Annotated in this window: 12 protein-coding genes; 9 read left to right on the top strand and 3 right to left on the bottom strand. The window is 63.0% G+C overall.

Going from position 1 to position 15,218, the window contains the following annotated elements:
* Nucleotides 1-207: 207 nt before the first annotated feature.
* From IGW03_RS15260 to IGW03_RS15270, 3 genes are read right to left on the bottom strand one after another with little or no spacing between them, the layout of a single operon-like run.
* The gene (locus IGW03_RS15260) at nucleotides 208-1,122 is read right to left on the bottom strand and encodes an ABC transporter permease (protein WP_194723418.1); all 915 of its coding nucleotides are present in this window, start codon (nucleotides 1,120-1,122) and stop codon (nucleotides 208-210) included.
* Complete coding sequence (locus IGW03_RS15265; protein WP_194723419.1) at nucleotides 1,122-2,183, bottom strand: ABC transporter permease; 1,062 nt, start codon at nucleotides 2,181-2,183, stop codon at nucleotides 1,122-1,124. Before IGW03_RS15265 ends, IGW03_RS15260 begins: the two co-directional genes overlap by 1 nt.
* The gene (locus IGW03_RS15270) at nucleotides 2,176-3,708 is read right to left on the bottom strand and encodes an ABC transporter ATP-binding protein (protein ID WP_194723420.1); all 1,533 of its coding nucleotides are present in this window, start codon (nucleotides 3,706-3,708) and stop codon (nucleotides 2,176-2,178) included. The genes IGW03_RS15265 and IGW03_RS15270 overlap by 8 nt, the downstream gene beginning before the upstream one ends.
* 575 nt (nucleotides 3,709-4,283) lie before the next feature.
* Between IGW03_RS15270 and IGW03_RS15275 the strand changes: the two genes are divergently transcribed.
* The 9 genes from IGW03_RS15275 to IGW03_RS15315 all read left to right on the top strand — a co-directional run bounded on the left by IGW03_RS15275 (nucleotide 4,284) and on the right by IGW03_RS15315 (nucleotide 15,217).
* Complete coding sequence (locus IGW03_RS15275) at nucleotides 4,284-5,585, top strand: NCS2 family permease (RefSeq protein WP_194723421.1); 1,302 nt, start codon at nucleotides 4,284-4,286, stop codon at nucleotides 5,583-5,585.
* 221 nt (nucleotides 5,586-5,806) lie between these two features.
* Nucleotides 5,807-6,091: a DUF378 domain-containing protein gene (locus tag IGW03_RS15280; RefSeq protein WP_194723422.1), complete on the top strand. Its 285-nt coding sequence runs from the start codon at nucleotides 5,807-5,809 to the stop codon at nucleotides 6,089-6,091.
* 383 nt (nucleotides 6,092-6,474) lie between these two features.
* Nucleotides 6,475-7,959 carry a xanthine dehydrogenase small subunit gene (gene xdhA, locus IGW03_RS15285; RefSeq protein WP_194723423.1) on the top strand — a complete coding sequence of 495 codons (1,485 nt, stop codon included), beginning with the start codon at nucleotides 6,475-6,477 and terminating at the stop codon, nucleotides 7,957-7,959.
* A 23-nt stretch (nucleotides 7,960-7,982) separates the two neighbouring features.
* Nucleotides 7,983-10,349 carry a xanthine dehydrogenase molybdopterin binding subunit gene (xdhB, locus tag IGW03_RS15290; protein ID WP_194723424.1) on the top strand — a complete coding sequence of 789 codons (2,367 nt, stop codon included), beginning with the start codon at nucleotides 7,983-7,985 and terminating at the stop codon, nucleotides 10,347-10,349.
* A 16-nt stretch (nucleotides 10,350-10,365) separates the two neighbouring features.
* Complete coding sequence (gene xdhC, locus IGW03_RS15295; protein WP_194723425.1) at nucleotides 10,366-11,430, top strand: xanthine dehydrogenase accessory protein XdhC; 1,065 nt, start codon at nucleotides 10,366-10,368, stop codon at nucleotides 11,428-11,430.
* Between the two features lie 42 nt (nucleotides 11,431-11,472).
* Complete coding sequence (guaD, locus tag IGW03_RS15300; protein ID WP_194723426.1) at nucleotides 11,473-12,822, top strand: guanine deaminase; 1,350 nt, start codon at nucleotides 11,473-11,475, stop codon at nucleotides 12,820-12,822.
* A 217-nt stretch (nucleotides 12,823-13,039) separates the two neighbouring features.
* The gene (locus tag IGW03_RS15305) at nucleotides 13,040-14,134 is read left to right on the top strand and encodes a porin (RefSeq protein WP_194723427.1); all 1,095 of its coding nucleotides are present in this window, start codon (nucleotides 13,040-13,042) and stop codon (nucleotides 14,132-14,134) included.
* Nucleotides 14,135-14,235: 101 nt separating this feature from the next.
* Entirely contained in the window at nucleotides 14,236-15,015 is a 780-nt protein-coding gene (locus tag IGW03_RS15310) for a class II aldolase/adducin family protein (RefSeq protein WP_194723428.1), read from the top strand.
* Between the two features lie 19 nt (nucleotides 15,016-15,034).
* A complete protein-coding gene (locus IGW03_RS15315) occupies nucleotides 15,035-15,217 on the top strand; it encodes a 4-oxalocrotonate tautomerase (RefSeq protein WP_194723429.1) in 183 nt (60 codons plus the stop codon).
* The last annotated feature ends 1 nt before the right edge of the window (nucleotide 15,218 follow it).

A 15,218-nucleotide genomic window follows, 5' to 3' on the forward strand; every position in this document is an offset into this window, starting at 1 on the left:
TGTTGTGCACCGCTTGTCAGAATTGCATTTGCAGTACAAATGCTTGTCGAATTATGAACAGGTCAGCGGGGTGCATTATATGTATACGCGGATAGTATACATAGGGATTTTCATATTGCCGTAAAACTACTGTTGCCGGAACAACGGGGGCATGCCGTCATGCGTCCCCGTTCCAGGATATGCGCCGAAGCGGTTTGCTCAGTATGCTCAGTTCGGATTGAAGTTCTTCCCGAGAGAGGCCGGCATGTTGAGCTTGATCCAGTTGGCGTTGGTCGAGATCAGCACCAGCACCAGGATGGTCGCCAGGTACGGCAGCATCGACAGCAGCTGCGAATCGATCGACACGCCGAGGCCCTGCGCATGGAAAGTCATGATCGTGACGCCGCCGAACAGGTAGGCACCGATCAGCACGCGGGCCGGACGCCAGGTGGCGAAGGTAGTCAGCGCCAGCGCGATCCAGCCGCGGCCTGCCACCATGCCCTCCACCCACAACGGCGTATAGACCAGCGACAGGAAGGCGCCGGCCAGTCCGCAGCAGGCGCCGCCGAACAGCAGAGCGGCCAGCCGGATGCGGCGCACGTTGTAGCCCAGCGCATGCGCCGAGGACGGCGATTCGCCGACCGCGCGCAGCACCAGCCCGGCGCGGGTGCGGTAGAGGAAGACGATAATGCCGGCGCACAGCAGCAGCGACAGGTAGACCATGGGATGCTGGCGGAACAGCGCGGTGCCGAAGAAGGGAATATCGGACAGGAAAGGCACGGCGAATTTCGGGTTGTCCAGGCTCTTGCCCACGTAGCTGATGCCGATATAGGCGGAAGCGCCGCCGCCGAACAGCGACAGCGCCAGGCCGGTCGCATACTGGTTGGTGCCGAGCCAGACGGTCATCAGCGCGAAGAAACCCGCCAGCAGCATGCCGGCCGCCGCGCCGGCGACGAAGCCTAAGGCAACGCTCTGGCTGTCGACCGCGACGGCAAAGCCGATTACCGCGGCCACCAGCATCATGCCCTCGGCGCCGAGGTTGACGACGCCGGATTTTTCATTGATCAGCAGGCCGAGCGCGGCCAGCATCAGCGGTGTGCCGGCGTTGATGGACGCGGCGATCAGTGGCGCGTAGGCGTCCATTATTTCCTCCAGCTCAATTTATAGTGGATCAGCACGTCGCAGGCCAGCAGCGAGAACAGCAGGATGCCCTGGAACACGCCGGTGATCGCGTTGGGCATGCCCAGGCGCGATTGCGACAATTCGCCGCCGATGTAGAACAGCGCCATGATGAAGCTCGAGAACACGACGCCGATCGGATGCAGGCGGCCGACATAGGCCACGATGATGGCGGCAAAGCCGTAGCCGGGCGAGACGCTGGGCGTGAGCTGGCCGATCGGTCCCAGCACTTCGGCGGTGCCGGCCAGGCCGGCGAGGCCGCCGCAGACCAGCATCGAGGTCCACAGCGCCTTGCGCGAGGAAAATCCCGCATAGCGCGCCGCCGCCGGCGCCATGCCGCCGACCTGCAGACGGTAGCCGGCGAAGCTGCGCGCCAGGAACAGCCAGCCCAGCAGCGAAGCAGCCAGCGCCATCACGATGCCGAGGTGCAGCCGGGTGCCGGCGATGACGTTGGGCAGCAGGAAGCCGTCGGAAAGCATGCGCGACTGCGGAAAATTGAAGCCGTCCGGATCGCGCAGGGGTCCATGCACCAGGAGGCTCAGCAGCAGCTGCGCCACATAGACCAGCATCAGCGAGACCAGGATCTCGTTGGCATTGAAGCGGTCGCGCAGGAAAGCGGTGATCGCCGCCCATGCCATGCCGCCGGCCGCGCCGGCCAGCATGATGACGGCAATCATCAGCGCTCCCCCTCCCTCGCCATGGTCGAAGAACAGGCCGGCCGCGCCGCCGGCGATGGCGCCGACCACCAGCTGCCCTTCGGCACCGATATTGAAGACATTGGCACGGAAGCAGATGGCCAGGCCGACCGCCACCAGCAGCAGCGGCGTGACCTTGACGCCGACCTCGGCCCAGCCTTGCAGGCTCTTGATCGGTTCCAGGAAGAAAACCGACAGGCCGGTCACCGGATTCTTGCCAAGGGCAATGAAGAGCACGATGCCGCACAGCACGGTCAGCAGCACCGCGAATACCGGCGACAGCCAGGACATCAGCGACGAGGGGCTGGGCCGTTTTTCCAGCTTAAGCATTGGCTACCTCCTGCCTTGCGGGCGCCTTGGCATCCCACAGTCCGCTCATCCATTGGCCGATCAGGTCGACCGTTGCTTGCGTACGCTTGATCGAGGGCGACATTCTTCCTTTCGCGATCACGACCAGGCGGTCGGAAATTTCAAAGAGTTCATCCAGCTCTTCCGACACCACCAGCAGCGCGCAGCCGGCGTCGCGCAGGGCGACCAGTTCGGCCCGAATCTGCGCGGCGGCGCCCACGTCCACGCCCCAGGTGGGCTGGGCCACGATTAGCACTTTGGGATTGCGCACGACTTCGCGACCGACGATGTATTTCTGCAGGTTGCCGCCCGACAGGCTGCCGGCGGTGGCCTGCGGCCCCGGCGCCTTGACCTTGAAGCGGCTGATGATGGACACGGCCAGGTCATGAAGCGCGCCGAAGCGGATCAGGCCGCGTCCGATGGTGGAGGGATTCTGGTGCGACAGCAGGATGTTCTGGGCCAGCGAGAGGTCGGGCACGGCGCCGCGGCCGAGACGCTCCTCGGGCACGAAGCCGAGGCCGCGCTGGCGCCGCCGGGCGGCATTCATGCGGCCGATCGGCTCGTCCTTCAGCAGGATCATGTTCGGCGCGGCACGCGGGTCCTCGCCGGACAGCGCCGCCAGCAATTCCTGCTGGCCGTTGCCCGACACGCCGGCCACGCCGACGATTTCGCCGGCGTGAAGATCGAGGTTGATGCCTTCGAGCGAGGTGCCGAAGGGATGGCTTTTTTCCAGCGACAGGTTGCGCAGGGAAAGCATGCGTTCGCCGGGCAGGCGGTCGACCGCCTTGATCGCCGGCGGCTCGGCGCCGATCATCATGCGCGACAGGCTCGATGCGGTTTCCTGGCGCGGATCGCAGATGCCGGTCACCTTCCCGGCGCGCATCACGGTGCACTTGTCGCAGAGCGCGCGGATTTCGTCGAGCTTGTGGCTGATGTAGAGAATGCTGCAGCCCTCGGAGGCCAGCTTGCGCAGGGTTTCGAACAATTTTTCGACAGCCTGCGGCGTGAGCACCGAAGTCGGCTCGTCGAGGATGAGCAGCTGCGGCTTGGCCAGCAGCGCCCGCACGATCTCGACGCGCTGGCACTCGCCGACCGAGAGCGTGTGGACATGGCGCTGCGGTTCGAGGTCGAGGCCGTACTGGCGCGCCGTCGATTCGATGCGGCGGCTGAGTTCATCGAGTTTGGTATCCGGGGGCAGGCCGAGGGCGATGTTTTCCGCCACGGTCAGGGTATCGAACAGCGAGAAATGCTGGAACACCATCGCGATGCCGAGCTTGCGGGCCTCTGCGGGATTGGCGATATTGACTTCCCTGCCGTTCCAGTGGACCTTGCCGGCGTCGGGCTTGACCGAGCCATAAATGATTTTCATCAGGGTCGACTTGCCGGCACCGTTCTCGCCGAGGATGGAATGGATTTCCCCCGGCAGCACGTTCAGGTCGATGCCGTCATTCGCCACGACGGAGGGGTATCGCTTGGAAATCCCGCTTAGGGTTAGGCGCGTGTCCATGTCTCACTCTTTGTGCGAGCTGCTGAAACCATCATGTTAGTAGCTCTCTTATCAATATTTTTATTGTTCGCAAAAATTACAGGAAAAAAAGTTCATCCAATATAGCGGCCGCTGTATGGCTGCTATAGAAACAGCAATATAGCGGTACCGCAGCCGGTCGGTCGTTTTCAACGCAGCGCGATGCCGGCTTGCGGCTGCACCGCGACGGCGCAGAAGTATAAATCGAATGCACGCAATCATGCTTGCGTGCACTTTTTTGCATACCCTCTTTTAGCGCATCCCAACCGTTTTACCCGATACCGTCATATGTCCCGAGCCATATGCAAGATATCGGCCAAGCGATATCCCGTCTGCATCTTTCTATAGGACATTACTGCTCGCGCTTCGACAAGTTAAATAACATCCATGCGCATGGAGATATGATCAGGCGCAAGATCGGCGGCCAGGCAGCATGAATTGCGTTTCAAACGAGCTGCCGAATACATGACACACGGATGCGATCATTTGATGCCGCTGAATGCCGAGGCGCGAAGCGATGACAACAATGCAACAGCGACACCCACAGGAGAAGAGAGATGAGTTTGATGGAGCGGTACTTTAAGCTGAAGGAACAGGGGACGGACGTAAAGACGGAACTGCTGGCCGGCCTCACCACCTTCCTCACGATGGCCTACATCATTTTCGTGAACCCCTCCATCCTCGGCGACGCCGGCATGCCCAAGGATGCGGTGTTCGTCGCCACCTGCATCGCGGCGGCGCTCGGCACCCTGATCATGGGGCTGTATGCGAACTATCCGATCGCGCTGGCGCCGGGCATGGGCCTGAATGCCTATTTTGCCTACAGCGTGGTCAAGGGCATGGGCTATACCTGGGAAGCGGCGCTGGGCGCGGTCTGCATTTCCGGCATTCTGTTCCTGATCATCAGCATCCTGCGCATCCGGGAAATGATCGTCAACGGCATTCCGCATTCGATACGGACCGCGATCACCGCCGGCATCGGCCTCTTCCTTGCCATCATCTCGCTGAAGAACGCGGGCATCATCGCTCCTCATCCGGCGACCTACATCACTCTCGGCAACCTGCATGCGGCGGCGCCGATCATGGCCATCGTCGGCTTCTTCCTGATCGTCGCGCTCGATCGCCTGAAAGTGCGCGGCGCGATCCTGATCGGCATCATCGCGGTGACGGTGCTCAGCTTTTTCTTCGGCGGGAACAAGTTCGCCGGCATCGTCTCGGCGCCGCCGTCCATCGACCCGACCCTGTTCAAGCTCGACATTTCGTCGGCGCTTTCGATCGGCATCCTGAACGTGGTGCTGGTGTTCTTCCTGGTCGAGCTGTTCGATGCGACCGGCACCCTGATGGGCGTGGCCAACCGCGCCGGCCTGCTCAAGGAAGGCAAGATGGACCGCCTCAACAAGGCCCTGATGGCCGACAGCACCGCCATCGTCGGCGGCGCCTTTCTCGGCACCTCGAGTACTACCGCCTATATCGAGAGCGCGGCTGGCGTGCAGGCCGGCGGCCGCACCGGCCTGACGGCCGTGGCCGTGGCCGTGCTGTTCCTGGCCTGCCTGTTCATCGCTCCGCTGGCCGGCGCAGTCCCTGCCTATGCGACCGCCCCCGCCCTGTTCTACGTGTCCTGCCTGATGCTGCGCGAACTGGCCGATATCGACTGGGACGACACCACCGAGAGCGTGCCGGCGGTGATCACCGCCCTGCTGATGCCGTTCACCTATTCCATCGCCAACGGCGTGGCCTTCGGCTTCATCGCCTATTCCGGCCTCAAGCTGTTCACCGGCCGCGCCAAGGAAGTGCCGGTGATCGTCTGGATCATCGCGGCGATCTTCATTTTCCGCTATGTCTATCTCGGCGCGGAATAGTTTTTCGAATCGATAGCACCCGACGCAAGGCAGAAGCCGGCCAGCCGCCGGCTTTTGTCTTTCCTCCCCCTGCTCCGCGTTTGATGCCAGGACTTTCAAAGAGGCCATCCATCAGCCGTTCGGCACGGTGCTTGCATCCGGCTTGGCCTCGCGTCCGGACCGCCGGAAAGGCGGCTGCGACGGCTGTTGTTTCACGATGTTTTTGCTATAAGGAGGCCAACATGGCGACATTGACCCATGGCGAACGACGCCATATTCCCGATCGCAGGAACGGGACAACGCAAGTGCACAGCGAGAAACGGATGAAGGCCCTGGAGTGGATTCCGATGTTGCTGCTGATCATCGGCGGTATCAACTGGGGATTGGTGGGCTTGTTCAACGTTGATCTGGTGGCGATGATTTTCGGTGAGGGAAGCAGGATAGCGCGGGTGGTCTATGCGCTGGTCGGGTTGTCGGCGCTGTACTCCCTGTACCTGAGCACGAGGATGTCGAGCAGACAGGTTTGAGCAGGTTTGGACCACCGCCGGAAAGGCTCCTTGCCTTTCCGGCAACTTCGCTGACGCTTCACCTCCCCTATTTTTCCCTTCTTCACCGCAGGTCCAGCCGCGCAGCAGATACTGCAGCGCTATATGCACGCGGATATACCAACTATGCGCGTTGCACACTAACAGGGCGGCAGCATTCTTGCATGATAAAAGCGGAAACGAGCGTCCGGCAAAGAGGCAAAATTTGCGCAGGACCTTGTATTTGGCACAAACGGGCATGGCGCGGTTAACCATATTGCAGGTTTCGGATACTCAACATCAGCATGTCCTTATAGCTGGAACGACGACCGATGCTAACCTAGCGTTACAAAATCCTGCATCCAATACGCAAAGGCGGAGAGAGCATGTCGCAACCCATACGTTTCTTTTATCGCGGTGAAGTCCAGACCATCTCGAATGTGCCGCCGACACAGACCATCCTGCAGCATGTGCGCGAGCATCATCACTGCACCGGCACCAAGGAAGGTTGTGCCGAAGGTGACTGCGGCGCATGCACGGTCGTGATCGGCGAGCTCAGGAACGACCGCACCGTCGAACTCAAGTCCGTCAATTCCTGCATCCAGTTCGTTCCCACGCTCGACGGCAAGGCGCTGTTCACCGTGGAAGACATGAAGCAGGCCGGCGGCGAACTGCATCCGGTGCAGCAGGCCCTGGTGGACTGCCACGGCTCCCAATGCGGCTTCTGCACGCCCGGTTTCGTGATGTCGCTGTGGGGCCTGTACCTGAAGCAGGAAGGCAAGTCCTGCGCGCCGCAGCGCAAGGAAATCGACGACACGCTCTCCGGCAACCTCTGCCGCTGCACCGGCTACCGCCCCATCATCGACGCCGCCCAGCGCATGCTGGAATTGCCCAAGGTGCAGTTCGACCGCGAAGCGCTCTCGGCTTCGCTGCAGGCCATCCAGCGCCAGGAGATGCTGACCTATACCTTCGAGGGCCAGTCCTTCCATGTGCCGACCACGCTGGAGCAATTGGTTGCCATCCGCGCCGAAAAGCCCGGCGCGACCATCCTGTCGGGCTCCACCGACGTCGGCCTGTGGGTCACCAAGCAGATGCGCAATCTAGGCGACATCATCTACATCAACCAGGTCGCCGAACTGCAGACCCTGGCGGAAAAAGACGGCCAGCTGGAAATCGGCGCCGCCGTCACGCTCAACGATGCCTATGCCGCGCTGGCGAAGCACTATCCGCAGGAGCTGTCCGAATTGTGGCAGCGCTTTGCCTCGCTGCCGATCCGCAATGCCGGCACGCTCGGCGGCAATGTCGCCAACGGCTCGCCCATCGGCGACTCGGCGCCCTGGCTGATCGCGCTCGGCGCGCAGATCGTCCTGCAGGGCAAGGACGGCCAGCGCAGCATGCCGCTGGAAGCCTTCTATCTCGATTATCAGAAAAAGGATTTGCGTCCGGAAGAAGTGGTGACCGCAGTGCGCGTGCCGCTGCCCCAGGCCAATCAACAGGGCGAGCGCCGCTTCCGCACCTACAAGCTCGCCAAGCGCTTCGACCAGGATATTTCCGCGGTATGCGCCGCCTTTTGCATCAGCCTCGACGGCAATGTGATCAGGGAGGCACGCATCGCCTTCGGCGGCATGGCCGCCACCTCGCGCCGTGCGCCGCGCGCCGAAGCCGCGCTCAATGGCCGCGAGTGGAACGAAGCCGCACTCAATGATGCCATGGCCGCACTCGCGCAGGATTACACGCCGCTGACCGACATGCGCGCCAGCAGCGCCTACCGGATGAAGACCGCACAAAACCTGCTGCGCCGCTTCTGGTACGAGACACGGACCGACGCGCCGCTGGCCGCCGATGCCGTCAATGCCTTCGCCTGCGCCTGAACCGCGGGGAAAGAGAGATCAAGATGAACACACAGACCGAAGCCTTCCTCAAGCAAGACAAAGCCGGCACACCCCCCGCCAACTGGGCGGAGGTCGGCAAGCAGCACCCGCATGAATCGGCAGTGCTGCATGTGCTCGGCGAGGCTACCTATACCGACGATATCCCCGAGCTGCAGGGCACTTTGCATGCCGCGCTCGGCCTCTCGCAGAAGGCGCATGCGAAAGTGCACGGCATCGACCTCACGGAAGTGAAGAAGTCGCGCGGCGTGGTCGCGGTCTATACGTCCAAGGACATTCCCGGCACCAACGACTGCGGCCCCATCATCCATGACGACCCGATCTTCGCCGACGGCCTGGTGCAATATGTCGGCCAGCCGCTGTTCATCGTCGTCGCCGACACGCACGACAATGCCCGCCGCGCTGCCCGCCTGGCGAAGGTCGACTATGAAGAGCTGCCGGCCATCCTGACGCCGCAGGAAGCGCGCGATGCGCAATCCTTCGTGCTGCCGCCGATGCATCTGGCGCGCGGCGACTTCAAGCGCGCATTCGAGCAGGCGCCGCATCGCGTCAAGGGCGAGCTGCATGTCGGCGGACAGGAGCAGTTCTACCTCGAAGGGCAGATCTCCTATGCGATCCCCAAGGAAGACCGGGGCATGCATGTGTATTGCTCGACCCAGCATCCTTCCGAGATGCAGCATGTGATCGCGCATGCGCTCGGCCTGCATTCGCACAACATCGTGGTCGAATGCCGGCGCATGGGCGGCGGCTTCGGCGGCAAGGAATCGCAGTCGGCCCTGTGGGCGGCGGCGGCCTCGATCAGCGCTTCGCTGCTCAATCGCCCGGTCAAGCTGCGCGCCGACCGCGACGACGACATGATGGTCACCGGCAAGCGCCACTGCTTCTACTACGAGTACGAGATCGGCCATGACGACGAAGGCCGTATTCTCGCCGCCAAGGTCGAGATGGTGTCGCGCGCCGGCTATTCCGCCGACCTGTCGGGCCCCGTGGCGACCCGAGCGGTCTGCCACTTCGACAATGCCTACTACCTGTCGGACGTGGATATCGTGGCCATGTGCGGCAAGACGCATACCCAGTCGAATACCGCCTTTCGCGGCTTCGGCGGTCCGCAGGGCGCGATTGCGATCGAATACATCATCGATGAAATCGCCCGCAATCTCGGCAAGGATGCGCTCGACGTCCGCAAGATCAACTTCTACGGCCGCAGCGACGAGGAAGGCCGCAACGTCACCCAGTACGGCCAGAAGGTGGCGGACAATGTCATCCATGAACTGGTAGCCGAGCTCGAACAGACCAGCGAATACCGCAGGCGCCGTGCCGAGGTGCAGGCGTTCAATGCCGGCAGCCCGGTGCTGAAAAAGGGACTTGCGATCACGCCGGTAAAGTTCGGCATCGCCTTCAACCTCACCCACCTGAACCAGGCCGGTGCGCTGGTGCACGTGTATGTCGACGGCTCGGTGCTGGTCAACCACGGCGGCACCGAGATGGGCCAGGGTATCAATACCAAGGTGGCCCAGGTGGTCGCGCATGAACTCGGCCTCGACCTGTCGCGGGTGCGGGTTTCCGCAACCGATACCAGCAAGGTGGCCAACACCTCGGCGACTGCAGCATCCACCGGCGCCGACCTGAACGGCAAGGCGGCCCAGGATGCGGCGCGGCAGATCCGCGAGCGCCTGACCGCCTTCGCGGCACAGACCTTCAAGGTCGATGCATCGAAGATCACCTTCGCCAACAATCATGTGTACATCGACGGTATTCCCGAGCAGTTCCCGTCGCTGATCCGCAAGGCCTACAACGCCCGCATCCAGCTGTGGTCGGATGGCTTCTACGCCACGCCCGGCCTGCACTGGGATGCCGCCACCATGACAGGCAATCCCTTCTTCTATTTCGCCTACGGCGCAGCCGTCGCCGAAGTGGTGGTCGATACCCTGACTGGCGAATGGAAGCTGCTGCGCGCCGACGCGCTGTACGACGCCGGCAATTCGCTCAACCCGGCGATCGATATCGGCCAGGTAGAAGGCGCCTTCATCCAGGGCATGGGCTGGCTGACCACCGAAGAGCTGTGGTGGAACAAGGCGGGCAAGCTGATGACGCATGCGCCGTCGACTTACAAGATTCCCGGCATCTCGGATTGTCCGGATGAATTCCATGTGAAGCTGTTCAAGAACCGCAACGTCTCCGACAGCATCCACCGCTCCAAGGCGGTCGGCGAACCGCCGCTGCTGCTGCCGTTCTCGGTGTTCTTCGCCATCCGCGACGCGGTAGCGAGCGTCGGCGGCTACAAGATCAATCCGCCTCTGAATGCACCGGCCACCAGCGAAGCCATCCTCAATGCGGTGGATGCGGTTCGCGCCGGCGCGGGCGCGGCCTGAGCCTTCGGAGACGGCAATGATCAACTGGCTATCCGCGCTCGACAAGCTGACCAGGGACGCAACGCCGGCCGTACTGGTGACGGTCGCCATCGTGCAGGGCTCAGGCCCGCGCGAGCCGGGCGCCAAGATGGTGGTCACGCGCGATGCGCAGTTCGATACCATCGGCGGCGGGCATCTTGAAATGCGGGCCTGCGAAGTGGCGCGCGGGATGCTCGCCGATCCGGCCGGGCATCTTCCGGCGCTGCGGCGCATCGAGCGCTTCCCGCTCGGCCCCAGTCTCGGCCAGTGCTGTGGCGGCGTCGTGCACCTCGCGTTCGAGCGCGTCATTGCCTCGTCGCCCGCCTACGGCAGCCTGCTGAGCAGCCGCTGGCGCGACAGGCAGGACAGCTGGCGCATGGTGCCGCTGGACGAGGTTTATCCGCCGGTACTGCTCGACGCGCGCGGCGAACCCGTCACCGACGGCCTTCCGGTTCCGCCGGCGCCTGACCGGTCGCACGGCTGCCATGTGATGCAAGACCGGAATGGAAAGCGCTGGCTGGCCGACCCCTGCCGTCCCCATCGTCCCCACCTCGTCGTGTTCGGCGCCGGCCACGTCGGCGCGGCGATCGTGCGCATGCTGGGAGAACTGCCCTGCCACGTTACCTGGGTTGACGAGCGCGACGACATGTTTCCGGACGATATTCCCGCCAACGTGAAGGTGGAAGCCACTGATATACCCGAAGCCATCGTCGATGCGGCGCCCGCCGGCTCGTCCTTCCTGGTGCTCACGCACAGCCATGCGCTCGACCAGCGTTTGTCGGAGGCCATTTTGCGCCGGAACGACGCCGGCTGGTTCGGCCTGATCGGATCGAAGACCAAGCGCATGCAGTTCGAGCACAGGCTGCGCGAGCGCGGTATTTCCGACGAGCGGCTGGCCGACATGGTATGCCCGATCGGCATTGCAGGCATCACCGGCAAGCAGCCGGCGGTAATTGCGACAGCCGTCTGCGCACAGCTGCTGCAAGTCTGGGAAGCCGAGGAGCAGGCAGCAAGCCGCCTCCTGCCCATATCGGAAAACGCGGAAACCGCCGAAGCCATCTGAATTCAATACAAAGCAACAGAAACAAGCAAGAGAAAGCAGTCAATGACCACGACCAAAGCATCGCCCGCCTGCCAGGCCTACCGCGCCAGCATTCTTCACTTCACCGCTGACCCGGCCTTCGACGACAAGGCCCATGCGTGGCATGAGGATGGACTGCTCATTATCGACAACGGCCGGGTGCATGCCGCCGGGGACTACAGCCGCCTGCGCGATGCCGTGCCGGACGGAGTCAAGGTGCAGGACTATCGCGGCAAGCTGATCGTGCCCGGCTTCATCGACACGCATATCCATTATCCGCAGACCGACATGATCGCCTCGCCGGCGCCTGGCCTGCTGCCCTGGCTGGAAACCTATACGTTCCCCACCGAGCGCAAGTTCGCCGACGGCGAGCATGCGCGCGAAGTGGCGAGCTTCTTCCTCGACGAGCTGCTGCGCTGCGGGACGACAACGGCGATGGTCTACTGCACCGTGCATCCGTCGTCGGTGAATGCCTTTTTCGGCGAGAGCGACAAGCGCAACCTGCGCATGGTGGCCGGCAAGATCATGATGGACCGGAACTGCCCGGAGTTCCTCAGCGATACCGCCGAAGGCGGCGCGCGCGACAGCGAGGAACTGATCAACAAATGGCACAAGCACGGCCGCCAGCTCTATGCGCTGACGCCGCGCTTCGCGCCCACCTCCACCGAGGCGCAGCTGCAGCTGGCCGGCGAACTGGCGCGCGCCTATCCCGATACCTTCCTGCAGACGCATGTGGCGGAAAACACCGATGAAGTGGCCTGGGTGAAGTCGCTGTTCCCGAAATCGCGCAGCTACCTCGACGTCTACGACCACTACGGCATGATGCGGCCGCGGGCGATGTATGCCCACTGCATCTGGCTGGACGACCATGACCGCGCCCGCATGCGCGAGACGCAGTCGGCGGCATCGATCTGCCCGACCTCCAACCTCTTCCTCGGCAGCGGCCTGTTCGATTTCGCCCGCGCCGATGCGGCGCAGGTGCCGCTGTCGCTGGCCACCGACGTCGGCGGCGGCACCTCGTTCTCCATGCTGCAGACCATGAACGAGGTCTACAAGGTAGCCCGCATGGGCGGCACCTACCTGCCCGCGCTGCGCATGTTCTACATGGCCACCCTGGGCGGCGCGCGCAGCATGCAGCTCGAAGGCACCATCGGCAATTTCGCGCCCGGCGTCGAAGCCGATTTCGTGGTGCTCGATCCCAAGGCCACGCCGCTGCTGGCACGCCGCACGGCACGCACCGAAAGCCTGGAAGAACTGCTGTTCGCCTTCGCCCTGCTGGGCGATGACCGCGCAATCGCCGCCACCTACAGCGCCGGCAAGCAAGTTCATTCCCGCGATACCCGTCAGGATGCACTGGAAGCGATCGAAGCCTGATGTCCGCACCGGGCACATGACTGGCCCGGCGCCACCGGCATCGCGGTGATGCAAGAAAACTACAACACAACTAAGTAGTGTCATTCCTCCAACCTGTCTGGGGGAATGATTAGTAGAATGGCTGCCTCAAATAATGCACACAAGCAACAAGGGCAGCCGGGAGAGGTCCGGGCCGTTGCCCGGTTCATTATTAAAACCGCATCACAATGGAGACGTCATGCAACAAAGCCGCACACTGAAAACCCTGCTGATCGGCGCCGCGCTTGCCGGCGCAGCCGCCGTACCGGCGATGGCCCAAACCAATGTCACCGTGACCGGCCTGGTCGATGTCTATGCCGGAAAAATGCGCAGCGCCGGCGATGCCAGCTCGCGTTCGGTGGTCAACAGCGGCGGCATGACGACTTCCTGGTTCGGCTTCAAGGGTTCGGAAGATTTGGGCGGCGGCCTCAAGGCCAACTTTCTGCTGACGAGCTTCATCCAGGCCGACACCGGCGTGCAGGGCCGCTTCCCCGGCGATACGCTGTGGTCGCGCGATGCGAACGTCGGCCTGTCGGGCAGCTTCGGTGCGGTATCCCTCGGCCGTGAGCTGGCGCCCCACTTCCTGCCCACCATCCTGTTCAATCCCTTCGGCGACTCCTACCAGTTCGCGCCGCTGATCCTGCATGCGGACGTACCGCTGTTCAATGCATCGGGCTGGACCAACTCGGTCGCCGGCGATACCGGCTGGAGCAATTCGATCCGCTACCAGACGCCGAATTTCGGCGGCCTGACCGCGAACATCCACTACCAGTTCGGCGAGATCGCAGGCAGCACCGGCCGCAACAACATCGGCATCAATGCGCTCTACTTTGCCGGTCCCCTCGCACTGACCGCGTTCTACCACAACGTCGAGATCAACAACCCGCTCAATGCCCCGGTGGGCAATGTGCAGCCGGCCGGCAACATTCCGCTCGCCTCGGGCCTGTTCGCAGCGCGCCAGACTGCATGGATGGTCGGCGGCAGCTATGACCTGACTGCAGCGAAGCTGTTTGCCACCTACGGCCAGACTTCGCACAACATCGACCTCGACGACAAGACCCTGTCGCTCGGCGCCACCGTGCCTGCAGGTCCGGGCAAGGTGCAGGTGGCGTGGGCGCAGACCAAGCGCGAAGGCACCGCCATCGGCGCCGACGTCAAGCGCACCACCACCGCAGTGGGTTATGATTACGACTTGTCCAAGCGGACGGACGTGTATGCGGTCTACATGAACGACCGCATCACCCGCACCAACAACGGCAACAGCTTCGGCGTCGGCGTGCGTCACCGCTTCTGATACCGCCAGCTGCGCATCGCTGCACCGCCCGGCACCGCCGGGCGTTTTGCTTTGTGCGGCGGTCATTGCATCGGGAAGCCAAGGTCAGGAAGAATCGGAGAATGACGGAATCGAACTTTACCCATCGCGGTGCCACGCTCGCCGCAGGCGAGATCAGCGAACAGGAATGGCAGGTGCGCCGCGACCTCGCCGCCTGCTACCGGCTGTGCGCGTTGAGGCAATGGGACGATCTCATTTACACGCACATCTCGGCGGCCGTTCCCGATGAGCCGGGACGATTCCTGATCAATCCCTTCGGCTACCGCTTCGATGAAATCACCGCATCGAATCTGGTCAAGATCGACCTGCAGGGCAATATCATCGGCGGCAACGGCTATCGCATCAATGTCACCGGCTTCGCCATTCATGCAGCCGTCCATGCCGCGCGCGCCGATGCGCAATGCGTGATGCATCTGCATAATGTCAACGGCATCGCGGTCGGAGCGCAGGAAGCCGGCCTGCTGCCGCTGTCGCAGCATGCCTTGCGCTTCTACGAACAGATCGGCTATCACGCCTATGAAGGACTCGCCTTGTCGGCGAACGAGCAAGAGCGCCTCGTCGAAAAGCTCGGCTCCCATCCTGCGATGCTGCTGCGCAATCACGGCACCCTCACCTGCGGCCGCACGGTCGCCGAAGCATTTGTTTTGATGGATACCCTCGACAAGGCCTGCGAGATACAGATCAAGGCCCAGTCCGGCGGCACGCGTCTTGTCATGCCCGATGCCGCCACCTGCGCCAGGACTCATCTCGAACTGATCGGAGACGGCTCGCCGGAAGGCGCCTTGGAATGGCCGGCGCTACTCAGGCAGCTGGACCAGCTTTCCCCCGCCTACAAGAATTAATCACCTGCAAGGAGTTTCCATGCCCACCATCCACGTTGAAATGTTTGAAGGCCGCACTACCGAACAGAAGCGCGACTTCGTCAAGGCCGTCACCGAGGCGGCGGTCGCCACGCTCGGCTGCAAGCCGGAGTCGGTGGACATCATCATCCAGGATGTGAAGAAGGAGAACTGGGCCACCGGCGGCAAGCTCTGGTCCGACTGAT

Origin of the sequence: Noviherbaspirillum malthae, assembly GCF_015352985.1 — a bacterium.
Classification (GTDB): Bacteria; Pseudomonadota; Gammaproteobacteria; order Burkholderiales; family Burkholderiaceae_D; genus Noviherbaspirillum; species Noviherbaspirillum malthae.

Coding starts and splice junctions, on each gene's coding strand:
- IGW03_RS15260 (WP_194723418.1), bottom strand. CDS start 1,122: ATGGACGCCTACGCGCCACTGATCGCCGCGTCCATCAACGCCGGCACA.
- IGW03_RS15265 (WP_194723419.1), bottom strand. CDS start 2,183: ATGCTTAAGCTGGAAAAACGGCCCAGCCCCTCGTCGCTGATGTCCTGG.
- IGW03_RS15270 (WP_194723420.1), bottom strand. CDS start 3,708: ATGGACACGCGCCTAACCCTAAGCGGGATTTCCAAGCGATACCCCTCC.
- IGW03_RS15275 (WP_194723421.1), top strand. CDS start 4,284: ATGAGTTTGATGGAGCGGTACTTTAAGCTGAAGGAACAGGGGACGGAC.
- IGW03_RS15280 (WP_194723422.1), top strand. CDS start 5,807: ATGGCGACATTGACCCATGGCGAACGACGCCATATTCCCGATCGCAGG.
- xdhA (WP_194723423.1), top strand. CDS start 6,475: ATGTCGCAACCCATACGTTTCTTTTATCGCGGTGAAGTCCAGACCATC.
- xdhB (WP_194723424.1), top strand. CDS start 7,983: ATGAACACACAGACCGAAGCCTTCCTCAAGCAAGACAAAGCCGGCACA.
- xdhC (WP_194723425.1), top strand. CDS start 10,366: ATGATCAACTGGCTATCCGCGCTCGACAAGCTGACCAGGGACGCAACG.
- guaD (WP_194723426.1), top strand. CDS start 11,473: ATGACCACGACCAAAGCATCGCCCGCCTGCCAGGCCTACCGCGCCAGC.
- IGW03_RS15305 (WP_194723427.1), top strand. CDS start 13,040: ATGCAACAAAGCCGCACACTGAAAACCCTGCTGATCGGCGCCGCGCTT.
- IGW03_RS15310 (WP_194723428.1), top strand. CDS start 14,236: ATGACGGAATCGAACTTTACCCATCGCGGTGCCACGCTCGCCGCAGGC.
- IGW03_RS15315 (WP_194723429.1), top strand. CDS start 15,035: ATGCCCACCATCCACGTTGAAATGTTTGAAGGCCGCACTACCGAACAG.